At 60.7% G+C, this 23,186-nt stretch carries 19 protein-coding genes; 6 read left to right on the forward strand and 13 right to left on the reverse strand.

Translation table 11 applies throughout. The annotated features are described in order from the left end of the window. Positions 1-34: 34 nt before the first annotated feature. The 8 genes from NW855_RS00870 to nrdJ all read right to left on the reverse strand — a co-directional run bounded on the left by NW855_RS00870 (position 35) and on the right by nrdJ (position 11,181). On the reverse strand, positions 35-1,279 hold the full coding sequence (locus NW855_RS00870) for a response regulator (RefSeq protein WP_011434290.1): 1,245 nt from the start codon (positions 1,277-1,279) through the stop codon (positions 35-37). 388 nt (positions 1,280-1,667) lie between these two features. Further along, positions 1,668-2,147: a bis(5'-nucleosyl)-tetraphosphatase gene (locus tag NW855_RS00875; RefSeq protein WP_011430977.1), complete on the reverse strand. Its 480-nt coding sequence runs from the start codon at positions 2,145-2,147 to the stop codon at positions 1,668-1,670. A 6-nt stretch (positions 2,148-2,153) separates the two neighbouring features. Beyond that, a complete protein-coding gene (locus NW855_RS00880; RefSeq protein WP_414508259.1) occupies positions 2,154-3,377 on the reverse strand; it encodes a hypothetical protein in 1,224 nt (407 codons plus the stop codon). Between the two features lie 43 nt (positions 3,378-3,420). Beyond that, positions 3,421-3,612, reverse strand: coding sequence for a hypothetical protein (locus tag NW855_RS00885; RefSeq protein ID WP_240527340.1), 192 nt, complete (start codon positions 3,610-3,612; stop codon positions 3,421-3,423). A gap of 62 nt (positions 3,613-3,674) precedes the next feature. Then, a complete protein-coding gene (locus NW855_RS00890) occupies positions 3,675-5,864 on the reverse strand; it encodes an argonaute PAZ domain-containing protein (protein ID WP_414402883.1) in 2,190 nt (729 codons plus the stop codon). 65 nt (positions 5,865-5,929) lie between these two features. Further along, positions 5,930-6,397, reverse strand: a complete 468-nt coding sequence (locus NW855_RS00895) for a hypothetical protein (protein WP_414346720.1) — start codon at positions 6,395-6,397, stop codon at positions 5,930-5,932. A 47-nt stretch (positions 6,398-6,444) separates the two neighbouring features. Next, on the reverse strand, positions 6,445-7,545 hold the full coding sequence (locus NW855_RS00900; protein WP_414402884.1) for a hypothetical protein: 1,101 nt from the start codon (positions 7,543-7,545) through the stop codon (positions 6,445-6,447). 156 nt (positions 7,546-7,701) lie between these two features. Next, the gene (gene nrdJ, locus NW855_RS00905; RefSeq protein ID WP_414508260.1) at positions 7,702-11,181 is read right to left on the reverse strand and encodes a ribonucleoside-triphosphate reductase, adenosylcobalamin-dependent; all 3,480 of its coding nucleotides are present in this window, start codon (positions 11,179-11,181) and stop codon (positions 7,702-7,704) included. Between the two features lie 230 nt (positions 11,182-11,411). On the opposite strand from nrdJ, the gene NW855_RS00910 reads away from it, so the two are divergent. From NW855_RS00910 to NW855_RS00920, 3 genes are all read left to right on the forward strand, one after another. Further along, positions 11,412-12,626, forward strand: coding sequence for a site-2 protease family protein (locus NW855_RS00910; protein ID WP_414402886.1), 1,215 nt, complete (start codon positions 11,412-11,414; stop codon positions 12,624-12,626). A gap of 91 nt (positions 12,627-12,717) precedes the next feature. After that, positions 12,718-14,025, forward strand: coding sequence for a M16 family metallopeptidase (locus tag NW855_RS00915; protein ID WP_414508261.1), 1,308 nt, complete (start codon positions 12,718-12,720; stop codon positions 14,023-14,025). Beyond that, positions 14,025-15,338 (forward strand): M16 family metallopeptidase, encoded by a 1,314-nt coding sequence (locus tag NW855_RS00920; protein ID WP_414508262.1) that lies wholly within the window; start codon positions 14,025-14,027, stop codon positions 15,336-15,338. The genes NW855_RS00915 and NW855_RS00920 overlap by 1 nt, the downstream gene beginning before the upstream one ends. 229 nt (positions 15,339-15,567) lie before the next feature. Here the strand turns inward: NW855_RS00920 and NW855_RS00925 are convergent, their stop codons facing one another. Next, positions 15,568-16,287: a DUF554 domain-containing protein gene (locus NW855_RS00925; RefSeq protein ID WP_011430987.1), complete on the reverse strand. Its 720-nt coding sequence runs from the start codon at positions 16,285-16,287 to the stop codon at positions 15,568-15,570. A gap of 174 nt (positions 16,288-16,461) precedes the next feature. Here NW855_RS00925 and NW855_RS00930 point away from each other — a divergent pair, with 174 nt between their 5' ends. Together NW855_RS00930 and NW855_RS00935 are read left to right on the forward strand one after the other, a co-directional pair. Beyond that, positions 16,462-16,986 carry a GNAT family N-acetyltransferase gene (locus NW855_RS00930; protein ID WP_099812932.1) on the forward strand — a complete coding sequence of 175 codons (525 nt, stop codon included), beginning with the start codon at positions 16,462-16,464 and terminating at the stop codon, positions 16,984-16,986. 3 nt (positions 16,987-16,989) lie between these two features. Continuing rightward, positions 16,990-17,700, forward strand: coding sequence for an esterase/lipase family protein (locus NW855_RS00935; RefSeq protein ID WP_011430989.1), 711 nt, complete (start codon positions 16,990-16,992; stop codon positions 17,698-17,700). Positions 17,701-17,706: 6 nt separating this feature from the next. Here the strand turns inward: NW855_RS00935 and psb29 are convergent, their stop codons facing one another. Next, on the reverse strand, positions 17,707-18,426 hold the full coding sequence (gene psb29, locus NW855_RS00940; protein ID WP_011430990.1) for a photosystem II biogenesis protein Psp29: 720 nt from the start codon (positions 18,424-18,426) through the stop codon (positions 17,707-17,709). A gap of 152 nt (positions 18,427-18,578) precedes the next feature. On the opposite strand from psb29, the gene proB reads away from it, so the two are divergent. Next, on the forward strand, positions 18,579-19,694 hold the full coding sequence (gene proB, locus NW855_RS00945; protein WP_099812931.1) for a glutamate 5-kinase: 1,116 nt from the start codon (positions 18,579-18,581) through the stop codon (positions 19,692-19,694). A gap of 4 nt (positions 19,695-19,698) precedes the next feature. On the opposite strand, the gene arsJ is transcribed toward proB, so the two are convergent. From arsJ to murI, 3 genes are all read right to left on the reverse strand, one after another. After that, positions 19,699-20,985, reverse strand: coding sequence for an organoarsenical effux MFS transporter ArsJ (gene arsJ, locus NW855_RS00950; protein ID WP_011430992.1), 1,287 nt, complete (start codon positions 20,983-20,985; stop codon positions 19,699-19,701). A 37-nt stretch (positions 20,986-21,022) separates the two neighbouring features. Then, entirely contained in the window at positions 21,023-22,033 is a 1,011-nt protein-coding gene (locus NW855_RS00955; protein ID WP_011430993.1) for an ArsJ-associated glyceraldehyde-3-phosphate dehydrogenase, read from the reverse strand. A gap of 245 nt (positions 22,034-22,278) precedes the next feature. Continuing rightward, positions 22,279-23,157: a glutamate racemase gene (gene murI, locus NW855_RS00960; RefSeq protein ID WP_011430994.1), complete on the reverse strand. Its 879-nt coding sequence runs from the start codon at positions 23,155-23,157 to the stop codon at positions 22,279-22,281. Positions 23,158-23,186: the final 29 nt, after the last annotated feature.

A 23,186-nucleotide genomic window follows, 5' to 3' on the forward strand; every position in this document is an offset into this window, starting at 1 on the left:
TTATCTCTTTTTCGACGAACCTTTAGAGGGATCCCTAGCTGAGATAGCGAAACACCATCTGCAGCAATTCTTCCTGCCGAAAGGGCTTGGTCAGGTAATCGGTGGCACCGGCCAGGCGCGCCTTCACCCGATCGATCAGACCTTTGTGGCCTGTGACCATCACCACCGGCACATCCTTTAACACGGAGGATTTGCGGATGAGGCTGCACAATTGGTAGCCATCCACGTTGGGCATACCCACGTCCAGCAGGATCAAATCTGGCTTGAGGGTGGTCAGCTTCATCAGGGCTTTCAAAGAGTCGCTGATGGTGTGAATGACCAGGTTGTGCCCTTCCAACAACCGCTGCAACTCGCTGAGCATGGCTTCGCTGTCGTCAATACAGGCCACAATCCAGGTTTTCGAGGCCTGGGGAGATGGGCCTAGATCTGCAAGCCCGTTGGCCAGGTGAAGAGGGACGGTGGGAGTTTCTGAGGGCTGTGATTCTGTCTCAAGCTTGGCCGAGTAGGTTTTGGGCAGCCGATCAAAGGGGGGCTGGGGATCCCGCAGGACAAGGATACCGGCTTTGACCAGAGGATGTAGGCGGCGAGCGATCTGGAGGTCGTCTTGATCGAGAAGGGCGCTCAACTGGCGGAAGCTAAACCCCTTCAGTAACCGGCCTAGCCGTTCCTGTTGCTCGGCGGGAAGGCGTTCTGCCTGGGCCCGGCTGGCAAAGTAGGGCCGTTGGTAGGGGGAGGTGATCTCAGGCCCCAAAGATTGCCATGCCCGTAGCCGCTTTTGGATCAGGTCGAGCAGGGATCCCCCATCCCACTGGCCCAGGGTGGGCACGTTGTCCAGTGGGATGATCTCCTGCTGAAAGCCCCCTGGAACCAGCAACAGATTTTGCAGCACCTCCTCGCCGATCCAAGCATTCAACCTGCGCGCAGCTTCCCAAGGCAGCAGTTGCTCCGTTACCATCCAACTCAGCCCCAGAAGGTCTGCAGGTAGAGGCCCAGTCTCCTGAGCCAATAGCGCCTCCACCTGCCGATGGATGCGTAGGCAATTTTGGCGAGTCAGAGAAAAGACTTGATGGCTGAGCCGACGCAGGTGGCGATCCAAGCGCTCCAAGGGCTCCAAGCTGTGGTGAGCAAACCCCAGGCGACCTTGGTGAAACACCAATGACCAAGTGCCCAGCCCCTCCCCTTTGTCCAAGGCACTGAAATACCGAACAACTCCTGTGAAGCTGACCTCTGCGTTCAGCAGATGGGCCGAGACTTCTGTACAGACGGGGGGACGGTTCATGGGTCGAGAGGACGTGCTCGGACAATTTCCTGCGCTGAGGTTGATGACACGACTGAAGTCTTAGCTACCCCACAAGCCGGTGAAAAAATGCTTTCCAGAATACAGTTCAAGCCCAGCCCTGACCCAGACGAGATCTTTAGATGAGCCAAGCCCAACAAGACGGCCAAGGCTGCACGAACTCAAAGGCAGTTTCAGCGTTCAATCCGTATTCAGAAAAACTCTCCTCCTGGGGAGATCGATGACTATTGCTCATCAGCCAATCTCTAAAGGTGAAGGCTATCCCTCAGATTGTCTGCTGGCTTTCTTACTCGGGAACTTCCCACGGAAAGCCTGCAGGACAAGATAGTAAAGGTAACCCCGATAAACCTCTTCCGTAAAAATACGGAACTTAGGTCTTCTCCAATTTCCAAAGCTGCTCCAAATGGGCTTGGCAGCGGCGCAGGAGCTGGCGACTTTCTTCAAAGCTGATCTGCTCCAACGCCTCGGGGTAGGAGCACCAGCGGTAGGCGGCCACCTCTTCTGGCTGCACCTGCAGCTCAGGGGGAGGAAACTGGGGTGGCAGCAGAGCCACGTAGTAGGTGACGGTCTTGGCCACCGCGTTTCCCTCGGGATCTATAAAAGTGTAGGCCTCTTGCAGCGTCAAAGGGCCAGGCTGGCCGGGCAGGGTCAGGAGCTGGTAGTCGGTTAGGCCGGTTTCTTCCCGCAACTCCCGCTGGGCTGCCGCCAAGTCGCTTTCCCCCTCATCTTTGTGGCCTTTGGGAAAGGCCCAGTGCCCCTTCTGATGCTGGATGAGCAGGTAGAGATGGGATCCCTGGGCGGGCGGGAGGGGCAGGATCGGGATTACGCCGTAGGCGGCATCGGTCAGCATGGGGAGCTAGTCTCCAAAGAGTTTGATGGCGGGCGGCCTGGGATCGAAAACCCCGTTGGGATCCACCCGCGGGCGCTCCACCCCTTGCAGGGGATAGAGAGGGCGACCCGTGTCGAATTGAAAGAGGTAGATAGGCAACTGGCTGCTCCCCAAAGGCAAGAAGGCTAGGGTATCGATCTGGGTAAGGGCGTTGCGGCTGGCCGGTCGGGTGAGGTTAAAGGCGGCGATGCGGTCTTCCAAGGGGGTCTTGGCCTCGCTGCGTCGGCCTAGGCCAATGCTAAATTGCTGGTTTCCCTGCTCATCCACCCCCAAAACCTGCACATCTCCTAGCTCCACTGGGGGCGTGCTCTCCGGCAGGCCGGCCACCACCGGCGGCGCATCCACCGGCGGCTGCGAGGGCAAAAAGCGCAGCTGCACCCCCTCCGGCAGGATGCGGTAGTCCTGGTAGTCGTGCCGGATGGAAAGGGATCCCCTGAACAGGCGGCGGGTCAGGCCCTCCAGCGTCCAAAACCCGTAGGCCAAATTGATGCGGGTGCTCTCCGGCAGCCAGTAGCTAACCCCTGCCTGGGGATCCGGCACTGCCGCAAACCCTATCAGGGCATAGGCCTGTCCCCACACCCCCGACAAAAACAAGAGCACCTGCCGCGGCAGCCCCGACTCCGGATCCAGCCACAGCTCCCGCACCTGGCCCTCTTGGAGAGGCTCTAAACGCAGATGCTGGACAGGGGATCCCGCCAGAGTTACCCGTTCTGAGGAGAGGACGCGGTAGCGGCTGGGATCAGCCTCTAGATGAAAGCTCACCGAGGGCAGGAGCGCTTCGGGCCGGCTCACGTACACGGAATACAGCTTGAGCAAGTCCGATTGGTTCACCGCTTCCAGTTGCCGCGAATCCAACAGGCGAACACGATCCCCCTCGGCTACCCAAGCCTGCCAACTGCCGTCGCGGCAATAGAGCACATCCAAGGTGGCTGTAAAGGTTTGGGATCCCTCCACCCGCACCTGCTGGCGGTACTGCAGGTTGGGCGGAGGTGGCAGTTGGCGCAGAGCAGCGTTGTAGCGCTGCAGCCAAGCTTGGGGATCTTGCTCAGAGCTTGGGAGAGAAGCGGGATCCGACTGGGCCAAGGCCAGATCCGCCGCCTGGAGGGCAACCAGCCCTGCTAGCAGGAGTACCGCCCCGCCGAGGGATCCCTGCCGTTGCCACCTTCTCGGGTCGGACTGTTTGGGGGACATCAGCTTACCTTACTCTTCAAAGGGATCCCTCCTGTCTGTCCGCCTACTCGATGGAAATAGACTGAGGGCCTTGGGTGGGGGCGGGCGGATCCTCTACCCTCAAGCCCTGGGACTCCAGCCAGCTCCGCAGCGGATCTTGCCTGATGTCCAAGCGCAGCAGGCCGCTTAGGAAGCCCCCGCAGAAGACAACGGGGTTACTCAAAAAGGTCTTCCAGACCTCGTTGTTGGTGAACATAGTCGGCATCCCAAACCCTTCCCCATCCTAGCAGGGCCCTCAGGGGAGAGCCTCCTTCCTTGCTAGACGGCAATTAACTTCTGGCGATCTATGTTTTGCAGGATACTGAAGATGTTATCGCCAAGGCGCTGGAACTCCTTGCCGCTTTTGTCGGCAAAATGGAGCACCCAGGGCAGCCTACAGGCTTGGAAGCCACTGGCAGGATGAAGTTGAGAGAGGTGATAGGTTTGTAAAGCCAGAACTTCCAAGGGAGTCTTGCCGTGCTCGTGGATCGCTCGCAGAGGTCTTGCACTGCCGAGGGAGTTCCCACCTTTTCTAATGGGCTGGCTTGTTATTAGAGTAAACGACTTTCGCGAGTAGTCGAAAACAACAGTGCCTATTTTGGCATCTTTGTACTTACCTTTTCCTTCTTCTATTCCCATTCTTCCTGTACCGCTTTTGCGTATGCCAACAATATCCACAGCAATCTTTTCTTTTTCTAGCTCCTCAATTGTTCTACTAAATTCGCCTCCTTGAACTAAACCATCCCTCATCAAGAGAACCTTGCTTGGATATCGACTAAGCTTGTCATAAAACCTATTGACAAGTTTGGACACAGTTTGATAAATTGCGTCCCCGGAGAAGGTTTCTCCTCTCTGCACAGCAGGTAGCTCCCAACCTAAGCTCTGCCCATCAGCCAGAACAGCGAAAGCAGAGGCTCCGTAGTATAGCCGCCGATTGGTTCCCACATCGAAGCCGATGATCAGCTCAGGGCCTACAGGATCGTCGAGGGGTTCCAGGAGTACCGGCTGCCACGCTGCCTTGCACAGAAGCCCGAGGACGACGTTTAGAGCCTTGTAGGGATCAGCCCCAGGGATCATAAACTGAGTCGCTATCCCTGCTTCAAGGGCCTCCATGCGGATCCTTTGCTTGCGCTCATTGGGTGACCAAGGCATAACGACCAAAACCGTTTTGATCCCTTGCTCAGCCCAGGTTTGCCAGAACCTTTTTCGGGCGAGATCGCCCTCAGGCAAGTCTTGCTGAGTGGCATAGAAGTCTACTTCAATTTCCGCGCCGCTTTTTTGGGCTACCTCAAGCAAGCAGTTGAGCACTTCGCTAGGGTACTCTCGCTTGTCGTCATAGAGGTTTAGACATGCAAACTTGGTCTCGCCTACCTTCGCACATCCCCGGTATCTAACCCGAGCAGGATTTTCAACTGGTCTGCGACCCGATCCCAATAGCTTTGGCTTGGGCAGGATGTAGCCTTGGGTCTTTAGCGGCTTAATTTCCTCAGGGGAAAGTTTGTAGACTTCCTTTATAATGGTCCTCGCAGTCTCTTCGGACTTTTCGAATCGTTCTTTCAAACTTTTTCTGATGCACTCGATAACAGCGGCGCTAACTTTTCCGCCAGGGCTTCTGTTGTCTTCTAGACTGGCTAGCATCTCCAAGGTTAAAGCAGGCGATAACCTTCGGGAGAGATGGGGATAACGTCTTTCCTTTGATGCTACTTCGACTACCCAAGAGCTCTCAACTTCTTCTACAAGTGCATTGTACTTCTGCAAATGATACTCCGCCAGACTGATGTTCTGCTCTGGTAACCGAATCTCCCGTGGGGATTGGTTAGAAAGAATACCCAGATATTTCCAAGTCAAACGTTTGCCGTTCGCATCAAAGTATGTATTTCGCACAATCTCGATTGGAACGTCCGGATAGCTTTCCAACCATTCATGCAAAGTCCACGGCGTGTAGAAGCGGTAATGAATATCGACTTCTAAGTAAAGCTTTCCGTCTGGTTCGACGGCAACATCTATCATTCTCCCTCTGTGGATTTCCCAGCCTTCTCCGGAAAGTTCTACCTCTTTCTGAGCAGTCACCCACCAGAGCAGGCCGCCTCCTATCCATTCGACTTCAGTTTTCTTGTACTGAGATTTAAGGCGCAACCCTATCCTCTTGCGCTCAAAGCTTTCGAGGGCGCTTCTTTCTTGAGCATTGGCACAGGTTAGAACCCTAAGCCCACGCTCTTCCAACTCCCACTCTGGTGTTTTGAGCTGGCTGGGCGAAACTCTTTCCTGCGTGATAATGCGACTTCCCAAACGAGCAGCTATTACATCTAGCCGATTGCAAACCCTAGCGATAGCTCTCTGCTCTTCTCCTAGCTCCGGGGGTGGGTTTGGCCTACAGTCGTACTCATAAAAGGTGAGGTCTTCCTGAGCTAGCTCCTTAACAAGAAAGCGATTGAGGATAACTGGAACTTCTTGCTGAAGCAGTCTCATTAGCAAACTTTGCGTTTAAGCTCCTCTCTAGGATAAGCCCTAATTGTCTCAATCGTGCCCCTAGGTCAGGGCTGAAACAACTCGGGCGGGGCCAGGTCATAGCTAAACGCCTCAGCTTCAAAGTGGCCGCTCATGCCCACCACTTGCCATTCGGCGCTGCGATTTCCCTGCTGGAAGCGCAACCGCTGCGCCCGCAGCGGTACTACCTGGAGGACCTCGGCTGGAAACGCCTGGTACTCTCCCAGGTACTGCCGGGGATCCGGCGGCAGGTCGGCACTGCTTTCGATTTGAATCCAAAACACTCGTCCCGCCTGGTTGCCGTAGGCCCGGATCTGCTCTTGGCCTTGGTAGTGCTCCACGCCGCGCAGCCGCTGCCGCCCCACTTGCATAGACTTAGCCCACTCCGGCAAGGGATCCCCCAAGCTAATCGGCCAGGCTGGTGCACCCAACCCCAGCCAACACAACAGCAGCAGAACCCAGACCCAGGGCCAGCGGCGTGTCCTTCGATGGGCAGGGATCCCTTGGGCAACCATCACTTTCCTCCGCAGTTAACTCGAGGCTTCAGAAGAGGGGATCGGCCTCAGCGCAGGCGAAAGCCGATCCGCCCCCTTTCAATATCAAAGGCAACATCGGCGTTGAAAAACAGGGGCATGCCCAACAGTTGCACGCTCTGGTTGCCGTTGACAAAGATCCGATCCCGGCTGGGCGTTACCGGAAAGCCAACCCGGATGCGGTAGTCAAAGGCTCCTCCCAGCACAGCTCGCCACTCCGAGCCTGGGGGTAGGGTAGCGGTGGGAAAAGGAGCGGATCCCAATAGTCGAACGTTGAGGAAGATGTCGGAAGCGCCGCTGTCAAATACGGTGGGGCTAGGGACATTTTGAATAGAAGTGTTGCCAATGCTGTAGGCCACCTGCAGGGCCTCATCCCGCCAGATGGGTGTGCCATCGGGAAAGCTACCCACCTGGGGCAGTTGCCGGAAACTGAAGCCGGCGGTGTTGGCCTCCGTCAGGCCGACTGTGAAAAGGCCTTGAACAGAGTCGAACCCCCCTGTCTGAACAATGTACCCAGAGCGGAAATTGCCCGGCAGGCGGGTGAGGGGACTAAACAAGTTGCGATCGGGGCTGCGCTCGTCCAAAGAGGTGCCGAGGATCCCGGCAAAGGGGCGCCCTGGCCCAAACAGGTTGTCGGAGCAGGTAGCCACCAGGGGCTCCACACAGGTGATTTGGTCGATCAACTGAATCGTGACCGGCTCCCGGCTCTGGATCCCACCCAAGCTGAAGGGAGCGCGAGCCAGCACACCGATAAATTGCGTGCCATCGGCGAAGGTTACCGTGGAAGGGATCCCCGTCCGCTCTAAGCCAAAGCGCCCTGCCACCGACGACAGAATACGCAGCCCTGCTGAGCCGGTATCCAGAAGCACTTCAGCCTCGCTTCCAGCCACACCCACTGTCAAGCCCAGCAACTTAAAGCGGCTGGTGCCCAGAGTGCGCACCGCTAGAGGAATCGACCGGCTGCCCGGCTCAGGCGGAGGAGGGATCAATCCAGGAGGGGAGGTCCCAGAGCCCTTGAGGCTAGAACAGGCGATCCCCAGCAGCACCGCCAGCGCCAGCACCAGCCCCCTCAGCCTGCGCCAGATTTCCACCGTCCAGGCTTTCCTCGGGAGCTGCGCTCCTGTCTGCATCAGATCCTCCAGCCACCAAACGCTCGAGCAGGGAAAACCGGACCGTGCCAACCCCCCCTGCCCCTAGCTTGCCGAGGGGGCTGCCAAGGCGCGCAGTGCTCGGATTCCCGGCCAAGAACAGTGTAGCCAGAGCCCGAGGCGGGATCCCCCCCTCTGCTAACGGGACGGGTTCTCGCCCTGCGAGCTAGCCTCCGGCATCAGACAGCCGAGGGCATCACACCCTGCTGGACCCTCTGCTATTAGGGCGAGGTTGCGGTCATAGCGCGCCAGCGCCTCGTAAAAGTTGTCGGTCTTTCGTCTTTGCTTGACCTCGGCCATCAGCCGCTCGTAGGTGGCCTTGTCGATTTTCTCGAAGGGCAAGCGGGGGAAGGGAGCGTCGAAGCGGGCCAGCAGTGCTGCGCTGATGTAGCCCTCGTCGTCGCGGATGGCCTCGTAAATGCGGGATCCCAGCGCTTCGATCTCGTCCTCGCGCAGCTCGATGGTGGCGGAGGTGTTGTGGGTGGTGTAGTACTTTTGCACCTGCATGTAGAAGTCAAACTGAGCCAGGGCAGAGAAGCGCTCAACCTCAATCTCCTCGGCGCCGGGCAAATTGGCCCACTCCACCTCCACCGGCAGCTCCACCAACCACTCGGTGCAGCGGGGATCAAAGGGGTCGTTGAGCAGGTTGCCGTGCTCATCCTTGTCAGACTGGGCGGGCACCACCGAGTAGCCGTAGTCCAGGCAGGCCAGGGCCACGGGGTCGTTTTTGGCAAAGGTGATGCGGCGAATGTAGCGCTGAGCCTTGGGCGGGTGCCAGCCGGGAGAGGCGTTAGTCAGGAGCGACTTGGTGCCGGCAGGTTGAACGGTGGTGCAGCGGTTGGGGCGGCGCAACCCGTGACGGTCGCAGTAGTCCCAAACCACGCGGTGAACGACCTCCTTCCAGAAGCTGAGGTATTCCCGCTCCTGCTGCTTAAACTCCCGCCCCAGAGGCGTATCGGGCCTCCCTTCCTGCCACCAGCGCAGCCAGTCCACCCCAAAGGCTTTGACGCAAAAGTCAAATAGACCAGTAAACGAGACGCCGACAATGGGATCCCATTCCCTTGAGCGCTGGAAGCGGGGCTCAACAAAGCGGTGGTGCAATAGCGCCGCAGCCGACAGGGCCCCTGCCGTAAAGGCCTCCTCTTGCTCCTGGCGGTTGTGGGGATCTAGCCGGTTGAGGTGGATCTCGGCCAGATTGCAGTGGAAGTCGCATCCGATGATCTCACCGCAGTTGTGGACAACCAACCCATTGGCATCAAAGCAGCTTGGGCCGGGCACGGTGCAGTCATAGACCGGTTCCACGCCGTCAGGCTCCAGGGCTGCAACTGTAACCGTAAACCGCTCCCGGTTGAGCCGGCGCTGGTAGCTGCCGAGCAGTTCACCTAGCTTCTGAGCTTTGCGCGGTTCTCGAAAGCCCACCACTGCCTGAAACTGGTGCAGGTTGTCCCCGCTAATGACCAGCTCGTGCTGCACCTGGCAGGCGTAGGGGGCTGGCTGGCGCTTGCTATCAGGCAGCAGACGATACCCAGCGGGACGGCGATTCTCGTAGATGACCGAGACAATCCCTAGACGCGCCAGCATGCGCTGCACAGCTTTGAGGGTGTCCAGGTTGCTTTGGGAAAGCCGCACACTAACTCCCTTCTCTTGACCGCCCTGCACACTGCCGTCTGCGTCAAACAGGCCGCACAAAAAGCCGCGGTGGAAATCAAAGCTTGTGGCTTCCAGTGCCGCAGTCATTTGCTTCTGTCCTGGAGCCATGCCGAACTTAGCTGCCAGTTTCGCCAAGCCGGTGGAATGGATAACCCGGCACTTCAGCTTGGGGTGATAACAGGTCTCTGGCCGGCGAGGTTCGTACCCTACCGCAGCCTGCAACAACTGAGCCCCATGGAGGCTCATCTCCTGCTGCGTATCCTGCCCATAGCGCAGTACAGCCGTGTCATTCCACTGGGTTGTGGCAAGGCTGCCGTCGCCCAGCAAATTCCCCAAGAGCCAGCCTTCCTCCCAGGTCCCCTCACCATCCCAGGGGGTTAGGTCGCGATGGTTGTGCAGCAGAATGCGGTCGCCCGGGCGGAGCTCTTCTGCCGGCACCCATTCCGTGTATTGCGCCTTTGGAGTCTGGGCAATGACTTTGAGAACACGATGGTTGCCCGTCAGCCGAAGAGAAAATCCCTCCTGGGTCACCAGCTTGAGCACGGGCTTGGTGCCGGAGTAGAAAAACCCCTCTGGCGTCGTGCTGAATAGCTCGCCGTTGACGTAGGTGCTGTGCTGCTTGCCAATAAGGTCTTTCACCTGGCGCGGGCCGTCGCCCGTGTGGATCCAAGTGTCTGCGGTAACGCAGGGGTTCAGCCCATACCGTTGCACCCTATGCCACGTTGGCGGTTGGACAGACGGAGAGCTACTAGCTGCCTGCCGCTCCTCTATCCAGCGCCTAGCTCCCTCGGGTCCCTCCGAGGCATAGACGTTGAGGAACTCCCGCTTCAGCTCCGGGGTGTTGATTAGGTCGGCGTTGGCCCGCGCTACGGCCTCCCCAGCCCACTGGATGGCCCCCTCGCCGGAGTAAAACTGCTTGCGCACGGCAGCAATGCACTCTTCCCGCGTTGGCTTGCGGTGAAACACCCGGGTGTGGTTGGCCATGCGCAGGGCATCTCGCTCAGGGTCAATTCTCCAGTTGCCCTGCTCGTCCTGCTGCCAGAGATTGTCTTTGGCGCTAGATCCCAGCTCGTCGTCGGCGGCAAACTGGCGCATACCTGCACTACGGCGGATATTCCCCGCCACCACCGTTGCGGCCGCCTCATCAATGAGCAGGCAGCACTCCACCGAGTTCAGTTGCCTGCCCACGGCTTTGTTGAGGATGGCGGCACAGCGCTGGTACAAGCCGGGCAGCTTGATGGGGTTGGCCACGCCCCCAAACCCTTTTAGCCGCTCCCCAGCGGGGCGCACATGGCTGAGATCCACTGTCACCTCCACCTGACCCCCAAAACTGGGATCCGCCGCCAGCTCCAAGAGAGCTTGGTAAGACTCCACCCAGCCGCGGCGGCTATCGCCCACCTGGATGTGCACGTGAGAGCCCTGGCGCTGGATGCGGGTGTGTTCCTGCCGCGCTTCGGGGGGGGTGGCACCAATGGATCCTACTACCTGCACCTCTAGGCGGCTGAGGATGGGGGGCAACTGGCTGATGAACTGAGGCTCCAGCACCGCTCCCGTGCCACAGCCCATCATGGCCAGATCCATCATCAGGCCAAAGGAGCGCCAGTCCACCACGGTGAGGCTAGTGCAGTTGTAGGCGCCGGAGTAGTTTTCCGGCTTCTGGATCCACTCGGTGCCCATCACCCACAGGGCCCGACCTGAGATCAACGCTTTCAACTGCCGCTGCAGACGTTCCAACAGCTCCCGCTCCTGGGGAGTAAGGCGCCCTAGGCGGGCAATATCGGCCAGGGTGCGATCGCAGACGTCACTCCAAGTCTCGCGGCTGCCATCGGGGCGGCGCCGACTATAGGTGCGGTAGAACACTGGGGCAGCCGTTGGGGCTGTCGCGGGGAACTCGTCTACAAAACCTGGCGCTTGTTCCTGGGGCGAGGGTACCGCTTTGCTCTGCTCGTAGGAGGAAGTCGATACCATAGCTGTTTCCGTCGTCCCCCAGAAAGAGGGACAAAAAAATAGGGTCACTGCGGCTAACCCGGCCGCTCTAGCAGGGTTGCCTGGTTTGCTGGACAGCTACCCAGGGTACCACAAGGATTCGCTGCGAAGCCCCGGAAAGGGCTAGAGTGGAAAGGAAGGGATCCCAAGGAGAAAGGTTGCCTGCTGTCCTAAAAGCCCTCCTGGGCAAGAGCTGTGTAGGAGTTAAGGCCATGACCAGTCGCCTGCGCATCGGGAATTTGTGGGGGATCCCCTTGTTCCTCGACTACACCTGGTTTCCAGCGGCTCTGCTGCTGGTGCTCTCCTACGGGGTGGTGCCAGCGGTGGGGCTTTTTCTTTCGCTATTGGCCCATGAGTTGGCCCACAGCCTAGTCGCCCGGGCCTATGGAGTACGGGTGAGCTCCATCACCCTGTTCATCTTTGGCGGCATGGCGGCCATTGAGCGAGAAGTGCCTCGCCCCCTGGGCGCTTTTTGGGTGGCTTTGGCAGGGCCCCTTCTCAGTTTGGGCTTGTTTGTCCTCTTCAGCGTGGCTGGAGCTTGGGCGGGGCCAGGGTCGCCGCTGACCTCAATGCTGGCCAGCTTGGCTGCCATCAACCTAGTGATTGCCCTGTTTAACCTGCTGCCAGGGCTGCCCCTGGATGGGGGGCAGATGCTCAAAGCAGCCATCTGGGGTTGGACAGGGGATCGGCAAAAGGGCATGTTGTGGGCAGCTCGAGCTGGCCAGGGAGTGGGCTGGGGCTTGGTGGGCCTGGGTCTAGTAGTGGTATTTTTGGGGAGCCTCAATGGCCTTTGGACGGGGCTAATTGGCTTGTTTATTTTAAGTAGCGCCCGTCGCTACGAGCAGTATGCGCAGCTGCAGCGGGTGTTGGCTCGCCTGAAGGCCGCAGATGTCATGAGCCGCCGCTTTCGCGTGGTGGATGCGGGCATGAGCCTGCGGGAGTTTGTCGATCGCTACCTGATCCCTGCCTCCCTCCAGCCAGAGACCGCAAGAGGCGTTCAGGAAGTGTACTTTGCCGAGGAGGACGGTCGCTACCGGGGCTTGGTTAGGCCGGAACTGCTCAACGACATCGAGCGCAGCCAGTGGGATCACCTCACCCTCAAAGCCATTCTCAAGCCAATGGAGCAACTTCAAGGGGTGCGGGAGGAAACTCCCATTGTCCAGGTCATCCAGATGATGGGCCAGGCGGAGTCGCGCCGAGTCTTGGTCTTCACCCCCAGCGGCGCCATTGCCGGCCTGATCGATCGGGGAGACGTGGTGGCCGTAGCCGCGCGGGAGCTGGGAGTGACCCTGCCTAAGGAAGTGGTGCAGCGGGTGCGCGAAAGTGAAGAATGGCCGCCTGGCTTTCAGGTAGAAGAGAGCCTAGTTGGTGAGGGATCCCCCAGCTTGTCGTGGCCAGGATCAACGGATACCCCTTCCCAAGACTAGTAAAGATAAACCCAATTGCTCCCTGAAGGCTCTCAGCGGCGGTTGTGCGAGTAAGATTAAGTTTGTTCTCTGCTGATTAAGAACTTTGACCTTGAGCCGCGCACCGCGTCTTCTTCCTGCTTACACCCATCGCCTAAACAACGGGCTAAGCGTCATTCTTCACCCCCTTCCCATTGCCGATTCGGCCACGGTGGACGTCTGGGTCCAAACAGGCGGGCGCAACGAGCCGTTGCAGTGGCTGGGCATATCCCACTTTCTGGAGCACATGGTCTTTAAGGGCAGCGAGCGGCTGGCCCCCGGGGAGCTGGACCGGGTTATTGAAGGGCGGGGAGGGATCACCAACGCTGCCACTGGCCAGGATTACACCCACTACTACATCACCGTAGCTGCCACCGACCTGCCGGATACTTTGCCCTATCTGGCGGAGGCAGTGTTGCGGGCTGGGATCCCTCCGGAGGAGATGGAGCGGGAGCGCCAGGTGGTTTTGGAGGAGATTCGCCGCGCTGCCGACAACCTAGGGCACACGGCCTATCAGCTTCTCCTGGAAACTGCCTTTGGGGTGGAGCACCCCTATGGGCGACCCGTGCTGGGCACGCCAGAAAGCCTGATGGGGTTGACCCCAGAGCTGCTACGCGCCTACCACCGCGGCTGGTACCGACCCGAGTACATGACGGTGGTGGTGACGGGAGGCATCGATCCGGACCAGGTGCTGGCGCTGGTGGAAAGAGAGTTTGGGGATCCTGCCAGTGGCTCTGCCTGGACAAGGCCCCCAATCCCGCCTCAGCCCCGCCCCCAAGGGATCCTGCGCCGCGAGAGCACCCATACCCGCCTGGAGCAGGCTCGTCTAAAATTGGCCTGGCCCACCGTCAGCCTCGAGGCCTGGGAGCAGGTTTGCGGCCTGGAGCTGTTGGCCGTAGTGCTGGGGGAGGGCCGTAGTTCGCGGCTGGTGCATCTGTTGCGCGAGCAGCGGGGCTGGGTGAGGGCTATCGGCTGCTCTTCGCTGGTGCTGAAGGAGGGGGGGCTCTTTTGCATCAGCGCTCAACTGGAGGTAGAGGATTTGGCACAGGTGGAGTCAACCATCCTGCACGAGATCGAGAAGTTACAGCAGGACGGCATTGGCCAAGCGGAGCTGGATCGCGCCCGGCGCATGCTCACCCACGAGCTGCTCTTCTCCGCCGAGTCCCCCAGTCAACTGGCCAGCCTCTACGGCTACTACGAGACCCTGGTTGGGGTACAGCGCCTGCAGGAGTACCTGGAGCTGTTGCAAGCGTTTACTCCGGCGCAAATCCGCGAGCTGGCGCAGCAGTATCTCTCCCCTCAGGCTTACGTGGTCGCTCTGCTCAAGCCGGCTGCCTCTGACGCTGCCGCGGCTTCGGAGCTGCAACTGGCCTGCCGTTGATGGCCTTTCAGTCTTGGATCCCTTGCCCAATGCACCCCACCCTGTCCACCACCCAACGCGGCCATCTGCAGCGCCTCTGCTTGACCAACGGCATCACGCTGCTGGTGGGCCAGAACGCGGCGGTGGAGATCCTGGCTGCCCACTGTTTTTTTCGCGGCGGCAGCCGGGTAGAGCAACCGCAGCAGGCGGGCTTGAGCCAGTTGCTGGCCGCTGTCCTCACCAAGGGCACCCGGCAGCGCGACTCCCAGGCTATTGCCGCTTGGGTGGAATCGTTGGGAGCTTCCCTTTCGGTAGACAGCGCCGCCGATCATTTCGAGGTCGCCCTGCGCTGTGTAGCGGAGGATTTTCCGGAGCTGTTGCAGTTGCTGGCGGAGATCCTCCGCGATCCCAGCTTTCCCGAGGCAGAGGTGGCGCGGGAGCGGGACTTGATGCTGCAAGCCATTCGCGCCCGACAGGAACGGCCTTTCAGCTTGGCTTTTGATCAGGTGCGGCGGGCCCTCTATGGGGATCACCCCTACGCCCTGCCAGAGCTGGGAGGAGTGGAAACAGTGGGATCCCTGACCCGCGAGGATTTGCTGGCCTACCACGCCACCTACTGCCGCCCAGAGGGCATGGTGATGGCGGTGATCGGCCCAGAGCCGCCCGAGACAGTGGCGGCCCAAGTGGAAGCGGCTCTGGGAGATTGGGTGAGCGCCGGCCCGCCCGCCCCCGACCCAGCCCTGCCGCTGTCTCCCTTGGAGAGGCCGCAACTGCTGAAGCTGCCCCAGCCCACCCAGCAGACGACGATCTTGATGGGCTTCCGCGGCTCCCCTGCCGCTTCCGCCGACTATCCGGCCCTGAAGCTATTGGCCACCTACCTGGGCAGCGGCCTGTCCAGCCGCCTGTTTGTGGAGCTGCGCGAGCGCAGCGGCCTGGCCTATGAGGTCTCGGCCTTTTTTGCCACCCGCCGGGATCCCGCCCCTTTTGGGGCCTACCTGGGCACGGCACCGGAGAACACTTTGGTGGCCCTGGAGCGCCTGCAAGCGGAGATCCGTCGCCTCCACGACACCCTCCTGAGCGGCGAGGAAGTGGAGATGGCCCAGCGCAAGCTCTTGGGCCAATATGCCCTCAGCAAACAAACCAACGCCCAAGTGGCCCAACTGGCCGGTTGGTACGAGGTTTTGGGCCTGGGCCTGGAGTTCGACCAGCAGTATTTGCAGCGAGTAAGGCAGCTCACCCCTGCCCATCTCCATCAGGCCGCAACAACCTACCTGGTCAACCCGGCCATTGCCCTGGTGGGGCCGGAAGAAGCTTTGGCAAAAGTTGAACTGTAGGTGGGTGCCACGAGGCAGGCTGCCGACTTCTGCGCAGCGGCACGACGGGGCTTGCCGCGCACCGGGTCAGTTTCCGGATCAGGCTTTTTCAAGACGCGACCCTTACTGCTGCTGGCCCCCAGCAGCTAGGACGGCGGTCAGGGTAGGGCTTAGAGGATAGAGAGGGAGGTTCCAGACGCTCTTGTGCTGGGTTCCCTTCTCCCCCAGGGCGAGAGCCCCCTCCAGTTCCCTAGAAGTCGAGATCCCAGAGGGGGAAAAATCCCACCAGCAGCTCCACAATCACCAAAGCGGGCAGCAGGTTGGCCACCCGCAGGCGGGCCAGGCCGAGCAGGTTAATGCCAATACCCAGGATGAGGATCCCGCCAGTGGCTTCCAAGGCGGCGAGCAGGTCTGGGCGCAACAGCGGCTGCAGTTGCCGCGCCAGCAGGGCCACGCCTCCCTGAACCAAGAGCACCGGCAGGGCGGAAAACAGCGTGCCCCAGCCGAGGCTGGCCGTAAAGGCAAGGGTGGCAATGCCATCCAAGGCGGCCTTGACCAAGAGCAGCGAGGGATCCCCCAGGCCATCCTGGATAGCTCCCAGCAGAGTCATGGGGCCGACCACAAACAGGATGGTGGTGGTCACGAAGGCGCGGGCGATAGGGCTAGGGCCCAGCCAGGGGCTCACCCGCTTTTCCAGGCCCTGTCCCAGCCGCTCAAAGGCGGCCTCGAGGTCGATCCCTTCCCCCAGCAAAGCCCCCCCGATCAGGGCCAGCAAAACCGTTACCGCCTGGGCAGCGCTGCTGAGGGTGAGAGCCATCTGGATCCCCAAGACCAACACCAGGGATCCCAGGGCTTGCAACAGGGTTTGGCTTATGCGTTCGGGCAGGCGACGGCCCGCCGCCCAACCGAGGCCGCTGCCCACTAGGATCGCGAGGGCATTGACAAGGGTGCCGGTGCCGGGAGGAGCCATACAACGTGCCCAGAGCTAAGCTTTCTCGATTATTTCTCAGTCTCGGATATAAGGTTCGTCCCAAGCCTGCGCGGAGACACCTGGGCAGATGCACCATTTCTGCTGCCGATCCTGGCTATACTGAGGACACGCCCGCCCAGGCTAGAGGTGGGCTTTTACTCGGCAAAAATTCAGATGAGCTTTTGGAAAGGCCTGTTTGGGGCAGCAGGGGCCGCTACAACCAAAGAGCCGGCGCAAACAGCCAAAGCCGACCGTCGCCAGGAAACGTTGGCGGTGGGGGGGGAGACTATTGTCTTTAGCCTGGATCCCAACTTGGATCTGTATGAGCTGGAGGAACTTTGCGATGCAGTAGGGTGGTCGCGTCGCCCCATCCACAAGGTTAGGAAAGCCCTGCAACACAGTTTTCTGGTGGTGTCGATGTGGCAGCAGCGGGGCAGCTACCGTCGCCTCATCGGCTTTGCCCGCGCCACCTCTGACCACGCCTTCAATGCCACCATCTGGGATGTGGTGGTGCATCCTGAGTTTCAGGGCCGGGGGCTGGGCAGGCGGCTGATGGAAAAGGTGATCCACGAGCTGCGCGCCCAAGACATCAGCAACATCACCCTCTTTGCCGACCGCGATGTGGTTAGCTTCTACGAGCGGCTGGGCTTTACGCCCGACCCGGAGGGGATCAAGGGCATGTTCTGGTACCCCCGCTAGCCCATGGCTGCTCTGCCCACGGTGATCTTGCCCGGTTATCTGGCGGGCGCCTCTGAGTATGAGCCTTTGCGTCGGGAGCTGGAGGCCCGCGGTTACCCGGCTCGGGTGGTGCCGCTGCAGGTGCGCAGTTGGCTGCCTACCCTGGGAGGAAGGCCCGTCACGCCCATCTTGCAGGCGCTGCAGGCCACGATTCGGCGTACCCAAGCCGAGTTTGAAGTGGACCGGGTTAACCTGGTGGCCCACTCCGCGGGCGGCTGGATTGCCCGCATCTACCTGGGATCCGTGCCCTACGGGGGGCAGGTCTGGCAGGGGCGGGAGCACGTTTCCACCCTAATTAGCCTGGGATCCCCGCACACCAGCCGGGAGCGCTGGACAAGGCGCAACCTGGACTTCGTTAACACCCACTACCCGGGAGCCTTCTGGCCACAGGTCAAATACGTCTGTGTGGCGGGCAAGGCCATCCAAGGGCGGCGCGTGGGCCTGGGATCGCTATGGCGGCAGGAGCATTATCTGGCTTGGCTGGCCTACAACAGCTACCGGCTTACCGCCGGCCAAGGGGAGCTGTGGGGAGATGGCATCACCCCCATCGAGGCCGCCCATCTGCCAGGGGCCATCAACCTCACCCTTCCCGACTGTCACCATTCTGGTCGAGGCGGGCGGCGCTGGTACGGCTCGCCTGAGGTGGTGGACAGGTGGGCCCCCTATTTGGTCTAGGGGGTTTTAGCCGCTGGACTCCCTGCGATCGGCGGCGGGAGTCTCGGGCAGCGAGGCGGTGGATTGGCGGCGCTCCTGTTGGCGCCGGGCCGCTTTCACCATCTCCTCGACGATGGCCCGCGCCTGCTTCAGGCGATCCAAGTTGCTGCGGTAAAGCTCCAGATCTTTTTTGACTCGCTCCGGCGAAAAGGGTAGGTTGCCGATCACGTCCTCCAGAAAGTGGCGGGTGCGCTCTTCCGGCTCCTTGTAGAGCGAGGTGGCCACCGCTTCGTAGGCCGTGTAGAGGCCAACCGCCAAAACTCGGCTGTAGGCGTAGGGGGGCTGGGTCATGCGCTGCAAAATCGCCTTCAGCCCGCCCACATCTTCTGCCTCCGGCTTGAGACAGAGCAGGTTGTATCGCTGGACGGGATCCCCGCTGCGCATCAGCTCCAGCAGGTCGCGGGCGTTCTTGCGCAACACCTCCGGCTTCAGGTGCAGCGCCTTGCAGAGGGCGTTGAAGATGGCCTCGCGCTGCTCTGGGGGATGGTAGGCTTCCATCAGGCTGTCGTAGAGAGTAACCAGACCCAGGGCAAAAAAAGGATCGTAGACGAAGGCGCTGTTGACGGTGGTCAGGTGCAGCTCCACCAGCAACTCCTCCACCACTCGCCGGTAGGCGGCGTTGATCGGACGAGGGTAGGCGCTGAAAAAGGCCGCTTTGGTGGCGGAGAGGGTACGAACAGGGTTCACAGGCAGAGAAAGAGAGACCTTGAGGCAGATTTATTGCTTTCCTCTATTGTCCCCTGCAGCGACTCTGAGGGCAAGCAAGGGCCCCGGTTCCGCTATGGTGGGATACGGATGGGGAACCCTGGCTGGATCGAACAAGTGGATCGAATGAGAAGATGGCAGCAACAGAGGGAACAGTGGTGGTGAAGATCGGCACCTCCAGCTTGACAGACATGCAGACGGGCTCGCTGCGCCTTTCCGTGCTGGGGCCGCTGGTGGAGGTGCTGACTCGGCTGCGCAGCCAGGGCTATGCGGTAATCCTTGTCTCCTCCGGAGCGGTAGGGGTAGGCTGTGCCCGCCTGGGCCTGCGCCAACGACCCACGGCAATTGCAGAAAAACAGGCGGTGGCAGCAGTGGGGCAGGGACGGCTAATTCGCCTATACGATGATCTCTTCTCTGCTCTCAACCAACCCATTGCTCAGGTGCTGCTTACCCGCGGCGACTTTGTGGAGCGCAGCCGCTATGTCAATGCCAATCGCACCTTTGCCCAGCTGTTGCAGATGGGGGTTATCCCTATCGTCAACGAGAACGATACGGTGGCAGTGGAGGAGCTGAAGTTTGGTGACAATGATTCCCTCTCTGCCCTCGTGGCCAGCATGGTACAGGCCAAGTGGCTGATCCTGCTCACCGACGTGGACAGGCTCTATTCGGCGGATCCCCATCGGGACCCCTCCGCCGAGCCGATCGAACGGGTGTGGCGCGGGATGCCGCTGCAGATAAAGGCGGAAGCCCAAGGCAAAAGTGGCTGGGGCACGGGCGGCATGGCCACCAAGCTCACGGCGGCTCAAATCGCCACAGCCGCCGGCGTGACGGTGGTGATCACCAACGGCAAACGGCCCGATCAGATCCCGGCCATCTTGGCCGGAGAGCCCATCGGCACCCGCTTTGAGCCAGCTCCCCAGCCCGTTAGTGCTCGCAAGCGGTGGATTGCCTACGGCCTCATCCCCGAGGGATCCCTGACTCTGGATGAGGGAGCTGTAAGGGCAGTCTGTGAGCAGGGGCGCTCGCTGCTGCCGGCAGGGATCACCGACGTTTCTGGCGACTTTGAGGCAGGGGCAGCCGTGCGCCTGTGCGATCCCGGCGGACGGGAGGTGGGGCGGGGCCTGGTCAACTACAGCGCCGAGGAACTGCGGCGGATCAAAGGCAAGAAAACCGCCGAGATCCCCTACATCTTGGGCTACGAGGGAGTCGATACAGCGGTTCACCGGGATAACCTGGCCCTGCTTGACTAACACCTCAATCCCCCGGCTTAACCACCCACTCCACGGGGGTTTTGCTGGGATCGGGCAATTTCAGCGAAAACAGCCCTGCCATCAAAATCAACAGGGTGGAAAACCAGAGGCAGCCCTCCAGACCGTAAAGCTGGAAGAGGATCCCCGAAGTCACCGTCCCCAGCAGGCGCCCACCGGAGTTGGCCATGTAGTAAAAGCCCACGTTGAGGGCGACATCGTCATCCTCTGTGTAGGCCAGTACCAGATAGGAGTGCACCGCCGAGTTGAAGGCAAAGACGATCCCGAAGAGGATGAGGCCGCCGGTAACCACCCATTGCGGCGGCAGGCCGGCCATAAAAGCGGTAGCAATGAGTGCCGGCACCGCCGTCAAGGTGAACGTCCAGATCTGGATGGTGCGGGCCTTGGGGGCGCGACCCGGGCGACCTCCTCCCAGGAGCTGGGGCGCCAGGAACTGGATGATCCCATAGCCAATGACCCAGAGGGCCATGTAGCTGCCCACCTGCATAAAGCTCCAGCCTAGGCTGTCGTAGAGGAACACCGGCAGGGCCACCACAAACCACACATCGCGCGACCCAAAGAGGAAAAAGCGGGCGGCTGAGAGGAGGTTGATCTCGCGGCTTTTGGAAAACAGCCGCTTGAAGGGGATCTTGGCCTTGACCTTGCCCATGTCCGCCGGCAGCAGGATCCCGGAACAGAAGATCAAAGCCAGCGCCCCCGCCTGGACGAAATTGGCCATGCGGAAGCCCATGGGATCCCCGTAGATCTCAGTGAAGATCTGCAGCAGGGCCGCCCCGACGAAAAACCCTACCCCCTTGAGGGCGTTTTTGGATCCCGTCAGCATGGCCACCCAGCGGAAGAGGCGGGACTCGGCCTCCTTGGGCACCACCAGGCGGATGGCGCTTTTGGAGCTCATCTTGGTGAGATCTTTGGCGATCCCGGCCAGGGCTTGGGCCGTCATCACATAGGCCACCTGGCCCCAGACCGGCCATTGCAGGTTGATCACCCCCAGCATCACCAAGCCGAAGATCTGGATGGCGATGCCCCCGTACAGCGTCAGCCGCAGGCCAAACAGGGATCCAATCCAGCCGCCCAGAAAGTTGGTGATCACCCCAAAGATCTCGTAGAAGAGAAACAGCATGGCAATCTGAATCGGGGTGAAGCCCAACTTGTGGAAGTGGAGCAGCACCAACATGCGGATGGCGCCGTCGGTGAGGGTAAAGCCCCAGTAGGCAGCCGTTACCAGGGCATAGTTGCGCACGGCGGCAGCTTGGGCGCTCGAGACAGCAGTCATGGGCAGGCCTCCAAGGGGGATGCTTCAAAAAACGCTTCTATAAACTGAGGGCCACCTTGCGGGCCAATTCCGCCATGCGGTTGGCGTAGCCCCATTCGTTGTCGTACCAGGCCAGGATCTTCACCTGCGTGCCATCTACCACCATGGTGGAAGGGGCATCCACAATGCTGGAGCGGGGATCCCCCTTGAAATCCACCGAGACCAGCGGCAGCTCCTCATAGCCAAGGATGCCCTTGAGTTCCCCCTCGGCTGCCGTTTTTAAGAGATGATTCACCTCTTCCACCGTGGTGGGCCGCTTTACCTCGAACACCGCGTCGGTCAAAGAGGCATTGAGCAGGGGCACGCGCACGGCAAGGCCGTTGAGCTTTCCCTTCAGCTCAGGGTAGATGAGGCCGATGGCCTTGGCCGAGCCGGTGGTGGTGGGCACCAAAGACAGCAGAGCCGAGCGGGCCCGCCGCAGGTCTTTGTGGGGGGCATCCACCATACTTTGGGTATTGGTGACGTCGTGGACGGTGGTGATCACTCCGTGCAGGATGCCGATCCCCTCGTGGATGACCTTTACCAAGGGGGCCAGGCAGTTGGTGGTGCAGGAGGCGGCTGTGAGCAAATGGTGGCGAGCGGGGTCGTAGAGGTGGTCGTTGACGCCCATGACGATGTTGAGGGCCTCTTCATCCTGGACGGGGGCAGCCACAATGACTTTGCGCACCCCTGCTTTGAAGTAGGCATCCAGCTCTGCCGCCTTGACGAATTTGCCCGAGCACTCCAGCACCAGGTCGATCCCCAGATCCGCCCAAGGGACTTCGCCGGGAGATTTGAACTCGCTGAAGGTAAGGGTTTTGTCTTGGATGCGCAGCCGTTGCTCAGATGCCTCGATGTCGGTGTTCCAGCGGCCCTGCACTGAGTCGAACTTGAGCAGGTGAGCCGCAGTAGCAGGCCCACCTTTGATCTCGTTGATGTGGGCAAACTCCAGCTCCGGCCAACCCCAAGCCGCCCGCAGCACCAAACGCCCAATGCGGCCAAAACCGTTGATACCCACCCGTGCCGCCATAGATCCCCTCCCCCCAGCCGAATCTCGCCTAAAGCATACCAGAGCTAACTCGGGGTTATCAAGTTAAGGAGAATCGGCCAGGCCCTGGGCAACCTTGCACTCTTCCAATTCCAAAGCCACCCAAAGGGCCTTTCCCTGTCCCTTGCTCCGTGTCGACCTGGCTGCAGGCAGGGAACCTGTGGGATCGCTGCAGCAACAGGGGGGCAAGTAGGGCCAATTTGCCTGGGCTGGCCTGCTGCTCTCGCCTAGGGCCGGCGGGAGTTGTTGACGTCCAAGGCCGGCCATTCCACCCGTTCCACCTGGGGTCGAAAGCCCAGCCAAGGAGTGGCCAACTGGGCAAACCGCTCCGGATCCCCACTCACATAGAAGCGGTGAGGTTCTGCCTGGCTAGCAGTTGAGGGTCGGCGCAGGCCCCAGAGGCTGAGTTCCCGGGCCAGGGATCCCACCAGCGCCACGCCGGGATCCACCCGTCTGACCGAAGAGGGCAGCAAGGACTTCAGGAGAGGATCCAGCAGCGGGTAGTGGGTGCAGCCGTAGACGAGGGTGTCGATCCCCTGTTGCAGGAGCGGCTGCAAATAGCGTTCAGCCGCTTGGCGCAGCTCGGGGCCGTCCAACTGGCCGGCTTCGATGAGGGGGACGAACTCCGGGCAGGCCTGCTCCCAGCACTGGACAGGTTGGGGAAAGCGCCGGGGATCCAGGGCGCTGTACTCTTGAATGGCCTTGGAGTAGGCGCGGCTTTTGACCGTGGCTGCCGTGGCAATGACCCCAATGCGGGATCCCTGGGCCAGGGCCGCCTGGGCGCCGGGCAGGATCAGCCCCAGAATGGGCAGGGCAAACTCCTGCTGCACCTGCTCCAGGGCCAGCGCCGAGCTGGTGTTGCAGGCCATCACCACCACCTTCACCGGCTGCGCCTGCATCCAGCGGAGGATCTGCCGCACAAAAGTCAAGATCTCCTCGGCGGAGCGATCCCCATAGGGCAGCCGCGCCGTGTCGGCAAAGTAGACAAGGCGCTCCTGGGGCAAGCGACGGCGCAGGGCCCGCCAGACGGTGAGCCCGCCCAAGCCACTGTCAAACACCCCAATTGGCCAACTGGGATCCGGATCTGATCCCCACTCCCAACGCATGCTCCGTTCTCCTCAACACCTTGGCTGAA

This window comes from Synechococcus sp. RC10B2 (assembly GCF_047502635.1).